This is a genomic window from Streptomyces sp. NPDC002784, from assembly GCF_053592135.1.
Genome location: NZ_JBSFVD010000060.1, coordinates 1 through 11,175, shown reverse-complemented (window position 1 = coordinate 11,175; position 11,175 = coordinate 1). Strand labels below are relative to the sequence as shown.

Genomic DNA, 11,175 nt, shown 5'->3' with positions numbered 1-11,175 from the left:
AGCGGGTACGGGTCACGCTCGCCGACGCGCGCCCGGAACTGCTGTTCAACCAGCTCACAGGCGCATCCAACACGACCGTCTCCACCTACACCCCGGTCCGGGTCGCGGCGGCCGTCGCGCGGGAGCGGCTACTGCTGGCGGCGGCCGGTGAACTCGACGCGGACGTCACCGCCCTGACGATGCGGGACGAAACCGTCACGGCTCCATCGGGCCGGAGCATCGGCATCGGGGCACTGTCCGAGAAGGCGGCGGGCCTCCACACGCGGCAGGTGGCCGTAGAACTCACCCCGGACGACCGCTTCACCGTCATCGGCCGTCCCCACAACCGCGTCGACGCCCTCGCCGCCGTCACCGGTCGCAAGACGTTCACCCTGGACCTGGCCGTCCCGGACGCCCTGCCGACCATGGTGTGCCGCCCGCCCACCATCAACGGCAAGGTCGCCTCGGTGGCCAACGCCGCCGAGGTCCGCGCCATGCCGGGCGTCACCGATGTCGCCGTGATCTCCACCGGGGTGGCGGTGCGCGCGCGGACCTTCGGCCGCTGCATCGACGCCGTACGCGCCCTGCGTGTCTCCTGGCAGCCCGGCAGCGCGCAGGGCAAGTCCGACGAGTCCGTGCTCAAGGAGCTGAAGCGGGCCGAACTTCCCCTCGGTCTGCCGCCGCTCACCCCGAGTGTGGAAGCCTCGTTCACCTTCCACTTCCGCAGCAACAGCGCGCTGGAGCCCAACTGCGCCATCGCCGACGTGCGTCCCGACCGCGCCGAGGTCTGGTCGAGCCTCAAAGCGCCCATCGTCGCGAAGCAGGCGATCGCCGCCAAGCTCGGGCTGCCGCTCAGTGCCGTCACCGTGCATGTCACCGAGGGCGGCGGATCCTTCGGGCGCAAACTCTTCTTCGACGCCGCGCTGGAAGCCGTCGAGATTTCCCGGAAGATCGGCAAACCGGTCCGGCTCATGTGGCACCGCGCCGACGACTCGCGCCAGGGCCGCACGCACCCCATGGCCACCTCCCGCGTACGCATCGACTACCTCGGCGACACCGTCCTCGGCTACCGGCAGCGGCACACCAGCGTGGCCACCGACCTCAGCCACGGACTGGGCGAGATCTTCACCGCCCTGGCGGCCAGGCTGCCGGTGGGCGACATCGGCTTCTCCGAGACGTTCTTCCAGCTCTCCCAGTCCATGCCCTACAACTTCGGCGTCAACAGCAGGCTATTGAGCGAGACCGACAGGAGCTTCAACACCGGGAGCATGCGCAACGTCTACTCCCCCGACGTCACCTGCGCGCGGGAACTGCTCGTGGACCGGCTCGCCGGGAAGATGGGCAAGGACCCCTACCGGTTCCGGCAGGACTTCCTCCGGGACGACCGCGCCAAGGCGGTGCTGGAGAAGGCCGCCGAAGCGGGACAGTGGGGGCGGCGGATGCCGGCCGGTACGGCGCAGGGGATCGCCTTCCACTCCGAATACCACTCCGTCAGCGCGGTCCTGGTGGAGATCGACTGCCGTCCCGAGACGGTGAACCGGGTCATCCGCGACGGGGTCGCCGGCCCCCGCGTGACCAAGGCCGTCATCGCGGTGGACGTCGGTCTCGCCGTCAACCCCCGCGGACTCGAAGCACAGATGATGGGCTGCCTCATGGACGGCATCGCCCTGACCCTGACCTCCAGCCTGCACCTGCGTGACGGCTACTTCCTCGAAGCCAGCTGGGACAACTACTTCTACACCCGGCAGTGGAACACCCCGCCCGAGCTGGAGATCATCGTCATGCCGCCCACCACCGGGGAGCCCGGCGGGGCGGGAGAGCTGGGCGTGGCCGCGTCGATGGCCGCCGTCGCCTGCGCCTACGGACGGGCCACCGGCACCATGCCGACCCGCTTCCCCATCAACCACGGCACGCTGTCCTTCACACCGAAACCGACTGTCCCGCCCGTGCCCGCGTCGCCCACCGACGGCCTGGACCACGTCCGCTGAACCGCCAGGAGCCCCCTTGCCCGAGCACACCTTCCGCCTCAACGGCGAGCAGGTCACCGTGGACGTGGCCGCCGACGAACGTCTCCTGTGGGTCCTGCGCGACGTCCTGGGCGTCACGGGACCGAAGTACGGCTGCGGCATCAACGTCTGCAAGGCGTGCACCAGCCACCTCAACGGCCGGGCAGTCAACCCTTGCGCCGTACCCGTCGGCGACCTCCGCCCGGACGACGAGATCACCACCATCGAGGGCCTCCCGGCCACCGTCGGGGCGGACCTGCACCCCATGCAGCAAGCATGGCTCGACCAGGACGTCGCCCAGTGCGGCTACTGCCAGCCCGGACAGATCATGGCCGCGGTCGCCCTGGTCCGCCGGGTGGCGGAGGAAGGCCGCACGATAACCGAGGCCGACCTCGACGGCATCCGGAACATCTGCCGCTGCGGTACCTACGTCCGCATCCGCGAGGCCATCAAGGCCGCGACCCGGAACAGGTGACCACCCCTCCACCGGACGTCAGCGGTGCGGGCGACCCCGCCTGATACGCGAAGGCCGTCACATGGAGCCCTGCATCAGCGGGCACCGGATCCCGCACCGGCCGACGACGCGTGCGCGGGCCCAGCGGGGGCAGTCGGACGGCAGACCGCGACGAGGAGGAGGACCGGCATCGTGGGCACCGCCGTACACGTTCCGCAGACCAGGGACATGCTGGGCGAGGAGCTGTCCGGGGACGAGGCGTTCACCGCGTTGCGGCACTACGGCGGGCTGCGGTTGATGGTGGACTCCTTCACCCGGTTCCGCTACGCCGACGGCTTCACCAACGCGCGGGCACTCGCCTTCCAGGTGGTGCTCGGCCTGGTGCCGTTCACCGTGGCGCTGGTGGGTCTGGCCACCTCGGTGCACACCGAGTCCGTGGGACGCACCGTGGAACTGACCCTGGCCCACATCGTGCCCGGAGCCAGCGGCGAGATGGTCGAGGACGCCTTCGACACGACCCGCACCAGCGCCGACGGCGATGTGTGGAGCACCCTCGCGCTCTGGCTCGGCCTGGGTTTCGCACTGCTGAACCTGACCTCGGCGATGGGGCAGATCGAACGGGGCGCCAACCGCATCTACGGCATCGAGCGCGACCGCCCGCTCCCCTACAAGTACGCCCGCTCCCTCGCCCTGGCCCTCGCCGCGGGCATGCCGATGATCGTGGGATTCGTCGTCATGGTGGCCGGTGAGGCGGTCGGTGACGCGGTGGAGACGTCCTCCGGATGGTCCCTCGGCTCGCCCGGCTGGCGAAGCGCCCTCCAGGTGCCGGTGGGGCTGGCCCTGGCATGGATCGCCTCGGCAGTGATCTTCCGATGGGCACCGCGCCGGGTCCAGCCCGGCTACACCTGGCTGGCCTTCGGCTCCGCACTGCACCTGATGCTGTGGGTGGCGGCGACCTGGCTGCTCGCCCTGTACGTGGAAGGCAGCGGTGCCTTCGGCGCGCTGTACGGGCCGCTGACCGCGTTCGTCGCCCTCCTGCTGTGGGCCAACCTCACCGCCGTAGCCCTGTTCTACGGCATCGCGTTCGCCGCCCAGCTGGAGGCAGCCCGCGCCGGCATCAAGGCACCGGCCCACCCCGATCCGGGGCCAGGCGACTGAGCGGCGGATTCTGTGACAGCACCGCGCGCGGGCACCTCAGCCTGCTTCCTGGCCCGCCGGACCATGCGTACGGCGGGATCTCCTTGTCTTGCGGGACAGATCCATCGCATGTCATTGAGCCTTTTCCCACCTCGCACTGAAGCTGCGAGGTGGAGCGTCTGGGCGAAAATGCCTTGCGGTCAAGGGTGGTGATCGTCCTACGGTGTCTCCCCGTGACCATCGAGATGCCCTACCAGCCACTGCCGATCGACCAGTCGGACGTGCGCTACGTCCACGGACCCGATTCCGCTCTACAGCCGGGCGTGCCTGCTGGTGAGACGGTCGCGTTCGAGTGGAGGGGCAGCGAGGTCTACCCGGGAACCTTCCGGAAGTTCTGGATACATGTGCCTGCACAGTACGACCTAGCGGAACCGGCATCCCTGATGGTGTTCCAGGACGGATGGTGGTATCTGGACCCCGCAGGGGAGGTACGCGGCGCGATCGTCCTGGACAACCTCATTCACCGCGGCGACATCCCCGTCACCATCGGCGTGTTCGTCGATCCTGGCGTCTTGCCCAACGCGGAGAACCCGAAGAACCGCAACAATGAGTACGACGCCTTCGACGACCGGTACGTCACCTTCCTCCTCACCGAGATCATCCCGCAGGTCGAGGAGCGCTATACCATCGCCCAGTCGCCCGAAAGGTGGGGCATCTGCGGCGGGAGCAGCGGCGGCAACTGTGCCTTTACCGCCGCGTGGCTGCGTCCGGACAAGTTCCGCCGCGTCATCGGATACCTGTCCAGCTTCGCGCAGATGCCGGACGGCAACCCCTACCCAGACCTCATCTCCCGCGTCCCTCGCAAGCCGCTGCGCATCTTCATGCAAGGCGGCCACCGCGACCTGCACTGGAATGAGCCACAGTGGAACTGGCTCGCCGAAAACCTGCGCGTGGCAGCCGCTCTCGCTGAAGCGGGCTACGACTTCCGCCTTGTCCTGGGAGACGGCGGACATAGCCCCAACCACGGCGGTGTCCTGCTGCCGGACGCTCTGCGCTGGCTGTGGCGGCCCAACGATGATTGATCGATCCTGCCTCATGCAATCTGGCGCCGGCTGCGGTGAGGCTGGCTGCACCCTGCCTCCTGAGCGGGGCAGCTCGCCGAGCGCCGCCGACAGGTCGGCACCCGCTGGCGGCGCCTGCCCCCGAGTCGGCAGGCCCTGCTCGTCCTGGCCCACCTGCGCTGCGGTGACACCTACACCCGGCTCGCGGCCTCCTTCGGCATAGGTGTGGCCACGGTCTACCTGTGGCCACGGTCTACCGCTATATCCGCGAGGCCGTGGACCTCCTGGCCGCGCTGATTCCAGCGCTTCAACAGGCCCTCAAACGCGCGGCAGCCGAGGGCGTTCGTGATCCTCGCCCCACGCGCGCATCCGAGCCGTCGGCGAACAGGCCATGGCCACCTGAAGAGCTGGCATCTCGTGCGCAAACTGCGGGACAGCACCACCCGCATCACCGGCCTCGTACAGGCCGTCCTCGCGCTTCACATCACATGGGCCTGAGATTGGAATACGCTCATGCCTGCCTGACATTGACAGAGCTGACTTCTTCCGTCGTCGAGCGCGTGCCGCAGACTCGCCGCGTGAGGGGGACGTTGACTGTGCCGGTGTCGGCTTCCGAGCGTCAGGTGCAGCAGGTGCAGCCGGACTTGCAGCCGCAGGCGTCGATGTCGGCGACCGTCGTCGGGGCGGCGGTGAGGGCAGGGCCGCAGCAGGAGTCTCCGCGCCAGGCGTCGCGGCCTTCCTTGACGGCGACGGCAGCGATGACCAGGGCGGCGATCGGGTCGGCCCAGGACCAGCCCAGGAGGCTGTTGACGACCAGTCCGACCAGGAGGACGGCGGAGAGGTAGGTGCAGAGCAGGGTCTGCTTGGAGTCGGCGACGGCGGTCGCGGAGCCGAGTTCGCGTCCGGCCTTGCGCTGGGCGGCGGACAGGAACGGCATGACCACCAGGGACAGGGCGGCGATCACGATGCCGGGTGTGGAGTGCTCGGCTTCGCCTGTGCCGGTCAGGGCTCGGATGGCGTCGATGGTGACGTAGACGGCCAGGGCGAAGAAGGAGACAGCGATGATCCGCAAGGTCCGCTTCTCGCGCTCTTCACGGACGGCGTGGTCGGTCGCGGAGAACTGCCAGGCGACCGCTGCTGCGGAGGAGACCTCGACAACGGAGTCGAGTCCGAAGCCGACCAGTGCCGTGGACGAGGCGAGGGTGCCGGCCGTGATGGCGACGATCGCCTCGATCACGTTGTAGGTGATCGTCGCGGTGACCAGTAGCCGTATTCGCTTCGTCAGCGCATCACGGCGGGCCGGGGACGCCCCGAGGGATATCGCGGTCATCAGCAGCAGTCCTTCGTCTCGGCGTCCGCGCAGGTCTTGTCGGTGTCGACGGCGACGACCGCGGTGCGCAGATCGTTCAAGGCGTGTCCGAGCCGGGGGTCGGCGAGCTCGTAGCGGGTGCGACGGCCGTCGGGGACGGCGACGACGAGTCCGCAGTCGCGCAGGCAGGCGAGGTGGTTCGACAGCCGGGTCCGGGAGACGCCGATCTTGTCGGCGAGGTCGGACGGATACGCGGGGGCATCGCGCAGGGCCAGCAGCAGCTGGCACCGGATGGGATCGGCGAGAGCACGGCCGAAGCGCGCGAGCACCTCGATGTCGGGAGCGATGGTCAGCACGCCATGACAGTACAGAGAATCCTGAATTCAGGAAAGCCTGAACTCTGGAGAGCTGCGTGGACGGGCAGCGACCGGTGGTCCTGCGGCCGGTCAGCGCCGGTGAGGCGGCCCGCTGGGGCGGCTGGAGGCGGGGTGGCAGGATGCCGTGGTGTCCGACTCCCTGCGTGAACTGTGGCTGCGCGGCATCGCCTTCAACCCGGCGGCGCCCGCAGAGGTGCTGATACGTCTCCTGGACGAAGCGGCCGGTGATGCCGCCTTGCTGATGTGCGAGGGCCGCGACCTGCCCGACGCCGTCATCGAGACGGCCCTGCGCCACCCGGCCAGGCGGATCCGCCGCGCCCTCGCCCGCAACCTGCACATCGACCCCGCACGGCTCGCTCCCCTGGCATCGGCCCCGTCAGGCCTCGTCCGCGCCCAGCTCGCCGGCGGCACCCGGCACCAGCCCCGGTGGGTCCGGCCCCTGCCGGCCATCATCCTCGTCACCTTCCTGACCGCGAAGGACGGAGGCGAGGACGGCAGGGTCACCGCACAGGAGATCGCCGGGGAGCTGTGGTCCTCCCGGCAGGTCCCCGCGTCCTTCCCGCGCGACATGGCCCATCACGACCACCCCGCACTCCGTCTGTACGCCGCCCACCAGTGGCAGTCGCTCACCTCGGCGCAGCGCACAGCCCTGCTCGACGACCCCGATCCCGCCGTGCGGGAAGCCGCCCAGAAGGGCAGCCGCTGGCTGGACCCCGAGGCGGTGGAGGCGGCCCTGCCGTCCCTGGCAGCACGCAACAGGTGGTTCGTGCTGGGCACCTGCGCCCTGTCACCCGCGGTCCTCGAGCACTGCTTCGCCGACGACGACGTGCACCCGCTGGCCCGCAACCGCCATACCCCGGCCGACGCCCTGTCCCGGCTCGCCCGCCACCCCGATACGGAGATCCGCAGGCTGATCGCCGCCAGGCCCGACCTGGCACCCAAGACGGCGGCCGAGCTGAGGCAAGATCCGGACGAGGACGTGCGGATGCGGGCGCGCCTGCAGCCGTTCATCCGTACCTGGGCCGAGTTCGAGGTGGTCGGATGGGTGCCTGGGCACGGTCCCGACTGCACCTGCCCGATCACCAAGCCGGTCGCGGAGCCGATGCCCGCCTGGTACGCCACCTGCGCGGCGTCCGAGGAACCGGTGCTGCGCCGGGTAGCGGCGAGCTGGCCCGGCCTGCCCGCACTGCTGGTCGCGGCACTGGCGCTGGACGGTGACGAGGAGGTACGGATCCGGCTGGCCTGCCACCACCCGCCGGCCCCGTCGCACCTCCTCGTGGACGTCTTCGTCACCCGCCCCGCCCACCGTCCCCACCTGCTGACCCTGCCCGCGTTCCCCCGTTCCGGCCTCGCTCACCTCATCGACCACGCCGACCCTCAGGTACGCGCCCTGGCCGCAGCGGACCCTGCCCTGCCCGACCCCCCGCTGCAAGACCCCGACCCTGCCGTACGCCAGGCAGCCGCCACCAACCCCACCCTGACCCCGCGGATCCTGGAAACCCTCCTCACCGACCCCCGCACCGCACAAGGCGCCGCAGCGAATTCCTCGCTTCCGGTCCCGCGCATGCACACGCTCCTCGACGAGAGCCTCCACCACACCACCGCGCCACCAGCATCAGCCCGACGCTGAGGACCCCTCACGGGATGCCGATCGAGGCCCGCTGGCCACGTGGATCAGGCCGAGGGAGTCGACCTGATGTGCCTGACCGACCCGGAAGGTCGGCGCCCACCTGCTCGCATTCCTGGCGGTCCTTTTGTCCCGTGCCCGCTCGTCTCGGATCAGGACCTGGCACAGGCGAGTGCAGAGAAGACGTTTGCGCGGGCGCGATCGGTGCACACGAGGAGCTGACACATTCTTTATACGACGAAGCGGAGGACACCATGGGCATCATCGCGTGGATCCTGATCGGCCTGCTCGCCGGCGCCATCGCCAAGGCTCTGATGCCGGGCAAGGACCCGGGCGGCATCATCATCACCATGCTCATCGGCATCGCCGGTGGCCTGCTCGGCGGCTGGCTCGGCAAGGTCATCTTCGGCGTCGATTCCATCGACGGGTTCTTCGACCTCTCCACCTGGATCGCCGCGATCGTCGGCTCCTTCATCCTGCTCGCCCTCTACCGCCTCGTCACCGGCAACCGACGCTCGCACCGCCACGCATAACCCACTGAAGGCATAACGCCACCACCCACACTGAACGGCTCCCCTCCCTGCTCACAGGACGGGAGCCGTCAGCGTGTGCGGGGCCGGGCCCACCCGGTGATCCGCTCGCCGGATGCCGCCGCCGAGAGCACACCGCGTCTACCACCGCGGGCTGCTGCGGAGCACGTACCTCTCAGCGATGGCCAGCATCACCACATGCCCCGCTCGAAGGCGTACTGCCGGCCAAGCCGGCCAGTGCCCACGGGGACTCTGACGGCACTGGCGTTACCGTTCGGACTCTTCGCACTCGTCGACGGCCTGCCGGACATCGCCGCGCCCGCATGAGGATCCTCGTTGGAGCGTGGGCTGTGACCACCGGCATCACCGAACTTTGGTCGGCCGGGCAATCGCGTCACGAAGCGGTGCCGCTCCCGGCATCACTGCTTCCCCGATCCGCTCGGTCATCACCGGGGTCCTGCTCCTGGCCCGCCCGGACCCTACAGCAATTGCGACGGGCCAGGTCACAGGCGCTTACGCACTCATCCTCGGGGCTATGGCGGCCTTCACCGCCTGCCCGAAGTCCCACGTCCCTGGCCCGTGTCCGGCCCTCGCCCCGACGTGGGCCGGTGCTGAATGGCCGCGCACGGCTCCTGAGTTGAGCTCTCACCCAGTCATGCACGTTTATGTCGTTTCGCATGCCGTGCCTCGGATACTCGCAAAATGCGCCAATCGGTACATAAGCACACGAGCGTGGTAAGGCCCCGCACCGAGCCGAGAAACGACGGCCAAGTGGGGCAACGATTCTCCGGCCCGGTCTTTCATCGAAGCCTGGAGACTGTCCACGCCCGGGGAAGGTAAGGGCCATGAGTACTGACTCCACCGACAGCAGGGCCGGGCGTGTACAAGCGGCCGGACAGACCGCGAAGGAGCAGGCATCGGCCACAGCCGGCCAGGCGGGCAAAGCCGCCGGAGAGGTGGCCGGCACCGCGCTTGACCAGGCCAAGACTGTAGCCGGGGAGGCGCGCCGGCATGCCGGAAGCGCCGTGGGTGACATTCGAGGCCGGGTGACCGAGGAAGTGGAGGGGCAGACGCGGCGCGCGGCCGGGACGGTGCGCCAGTGGGCAGATGATCTGGCGGAGCTGGCAGGCAACGCGTCCGACGACTCCCCCGCCCGGAGCCTGGTGTCCCAGGTGGCCGATGGCGGCCATCGGGCGGCGGACTACCTCGACGACCACGGTGTGCAGGGCATGACCGAAGACCTGAAGGGGTTCGCGCGGCGGCGACCGGGGGCGTTCTTGGCGTCGGCGGCGCTGGCCGGGCTCGCGGTCGGCCGGATGGCCAAGGCCGGCAGCAAGGCGCAGTCCGGACAAGGGTCGCAGCAGGATCGGGTTCCGGACTGGCGTGATCGGTCGCCACGGGTGCCCGAGGGGACCGTACGGCCGGATCCGCAGTTCTACCCGCAGGGTGCCGTACAGCCGGAACCGGGGCCTTACCCGCAGGGTGCCGTACAGCCGGAGCCTCGGCCCTACCCGGAGGTGTGAGATGTCATCGATGGCACCGGAGCCGCGCGGGCAGGACTCCTCGGTCGGAGAGCTGCTGTCGGGGATGGCATCCGACGTCCAGACGCTCCTCCGGCAGGAGGTGGAGCTGGCCAAGGCCGAGATCCGCGAGGAGGCCGGCAAGGCGGGCAAGGCCGCCGGAATGTACGGCGGAGCGGGGTTCGGCGGCTACATGGTCGCGCTGTTCGCCTCGCTCGCGGCGATGTTCGCCCTGGCCAATGTGATGGACACCGGGTGGGCGGCTCTGATCGTCACCGCGGTGTGGGCGGCTATCGCGGCGATTCTGTTCGTGATGGGCCGCTCCAAGATGCGGGAGGTGTCCCCGAAGCCGGAACAGACCGTGGAGACGCTGAAGGAGGACGCGCAATGGGCACGTCACCCGACCAAGTGAGAACCGAGATCGAGGCGACCCGCGAGCGCCTGTCGAAGAAGGCCGACCGGCTGGCCGACCGCACCAGTCCGGGGCGGATCGTGCGCCGCCGCACCGATCGAGTCCGCGGCGCGGTCTCGGGCGTGCGCGAGCGCGTCATGGGCACCGCTTTCACGGGTACGGAGAGCGCCAAGGGCCGTACTCAGCAGGCCGCAGCGTCCGTCCAGGACGGCGTCGGCCAGGCCGCGGACACGATGCGGCAGACGGCCGGCCAGGTCGGCGAGGCGGTCAGCAGCGCGCCGGAGCAGGCGGTGAGGCAGACGCAGGGCAATCCGCTGGCGGCCGGACTGATCGCCTTCGGCGCCGGGCTGCTGGCCGCCTCGCTGCTGCCCACCTCGCAGGCCGAGGAGCAAGCGGCCTCCCAGCTCTCCGAGAAGGCCGGTGAAGCGATCGAGCCCGTGAAGCAGGCGGCGATGGAGTCCGCGCAGCGCGTGAAGGAGGACGCCACCGAGACGGCCAAGCAGGCCGCACAGGAGGTCAAGGACAGCGCTGCGGAAGCGGCTCGTACCACCAAGGAAGAGGCTAGCGACCAGGCCGGGCAGGTCACAGAGCAGGCCCGCCAGTCCGGCCAGCAGGTAGCCGACGAGGCCCGGCAGCAGCCCCCCGGCGCCATGTGAACCGTCAGTGCCGTTGGACCCCAGCGGTGCACCAGGGGTGGAACCGCACCCCGCGGTATGGGCGGGCCCACCCCCCCCCCCCCCCACATCACCACCATACCAGCCCC

General features: G+C 69.9%; 11 protein-coding genes and 1 pseudogene. 10 read left to right on the top strand and 2 right to left on the bottom strand.

Annotated features, from left to right (window positions below; translation table 11 throughout):
* The 5 genes and pseudogenes from ACWD1Z_RS35560 to ACWD1Z_RS35540 form a co-directional block, all read left to right on the top strand.
* Nucleotides 1-1,967, top strand: a 1,967-nt coding sequence (locus tag ACWD1Z_RS35560; protein ID WP_451124757.1) for a molybdopterin cofactor-binding domain-containing protein, incomplete at its 5' end; no start/stop codon positions are given.
* A 16-nt stretch (nucleotides 1,968-1,983) separates the two neighbouring features.
* Entirely contained in the window at nucleotides 1,984-2,460 is a 477-nt protein-coding gene (locus tag ACWD1Z_RS35555; protein ID WP_451124755.1) for a (2Fe-2S)-binding protein, read from the top strand.
* A gap of 171 nt (nucleotides 2,461-2,631) precedes the next feature.
* On the top strand, nucleotides 2,632-3,597 hold the full coding sequence (locus ACWD1Z_RS35550; protein WP_451124753.1) for a YihY/virulence factor BrkB family protein: 966 nt from the start codon (nucleotides 2,632-2,634) through the stop codon (nucleotides 3,595-3,597).
* Between the two features lie 212 nt (nucleotides 3,598-3,809).
* On the top strand, nucleotides 3,810-4,658 hold the full coding sequence (locus ACWD1Z_RS35545) for an alpha/beta hydrolase (RefSeq protein ID WP_451124751.1): 849 nt from the start codon (nucleotides 3,810-3,812) through the stop codon (nucleotides 4,656-4,658).
* 72 nt (nucleotides 4,659-4,730) lie between these two features.
* Nucleotides 4,731-4,963, top strand: a pseudogene (locus ACWD1Z_RS35540) (helix-turn-helix domain-containing protein); the annotation flags it as partial.
* 293 nt (nucleotides 4,964-5,256) lie between these two features.
* On the opposite strand, the gene ACWD1Z_RS35535 reads toward ACWD1Z_RS35540, so the two are convergent.
* Together ACWD1Z_RS35535 and ACWD1Z_RS35530 are read right to left on the bottom strand one after the other, a co-directional pair.
* The gene (locus tag ACWD1Z_RS35535) at nucleotides 5,257-5,967 is read right to left on the bottom strand and encodes a cation transporter (RefSeq protein WP_451124749.1); all 711 of its coding nucleotides are present in this window, start codon (nucleotides 5,965-5,967) and stop codon (nucleotides 5,257-5,259) included.
* The gene (locus tag ACWD1Z_RS35530; protein WP_451124747.1) at nucleotides 5,967-6,302 is read right to left on the bottom strand and encodes an ArsR/SmtB family transcription factor; all 336 of its coding nucleotides are present in this window, start codon (nucleotides 6,300-6,302) and stop codon (nucleotides 5,967-5,969) included. Before ACWD1Z_RS35530 ends, ACWD1Z_RS35535 begins: the two co-directional genes overlap by 1 nt.
* A gap of 148 nt (nucleotides 6,303-6,450) precedes the next feature.
* Here ACWD1Z_RS35530 and ACWD1Z_RS35525 point away from each other — a divergent pair, with 148 nt between their 5' ends.
* From ACWD1Z_RS35525 to ACWD1Z_RS35505, 5 genes are all read left to right on the top strand, one after another.
* Nucleotides 6,451-7,953, top strand: a complete 1,503-nt coding sequence (locus ACWD1Z_RS35525) for a hypothetical protein (RefSeq protein ID WP_451124745.1) — start codon at nucleotides 6,451-6,453, stop codon at nucleotides 7,951-7,953.
* A 251-nt stretch (nucleotides 7,954-8,204) separates the two neighbouring features.
* On the top strand, nucleotides 8,205-8,483 hold the full coding sequence (locus ACWD1Z_RS35520; RefSeq protein ID WP_310431078.1) for a GlsB/YeaQ/YmgE family stress response membrane protein: 279 nt from the start codon (nucleotides 8,205-8,207) through the stop codon (nucleotides 8,481-8,483).
* Between the two features lie 842 nt (nucleotides 8,484-9,325).
* Complete coding sequence (locus ACWD1Z_RS35515) at nucleotides 9,326-10,003, top strand: hypothetical protein (RefSeq protein WP_451124743.1); 678 nt, start codon at nucleotides 9,326-9,328, stop codon at nucleotides 10,001-10,003.
* Nucleotide 10,004: 1 nt separating this feature from the next.
* Nucleotides 10,005-10,412 (top strand): phage holin family protein, encoded by a 408-nt coding sequence (locus ACWD1Z_RS35510; RefSeq protein WP_451124741.1) that lies wholly within the window; start codon nucleotides 10,005-10,007, stop codon nucleotides 10,410-10,412.
* Nucleotides 10,388-11,068 carry a DUF3618 domain-containing protein gene (locus ACWD1Z_RS35505; RefSeq protein WP_451124739.1) on the top strand — a complete coding sequence of 227 codons (681 nt, stop codon included), beginning with the start codon at nucleotides 10,388-10,390 and terminating at the stop codon, nucleotides 11,066-11,068. Before ACWD1Z_RS35510 ends, ACWD1Z_RS35505 begins: the two co-directional genes overlap by 25 nt.
* Nucleotides 11,069-11,175: the final 107 nt, after the last annotated feature.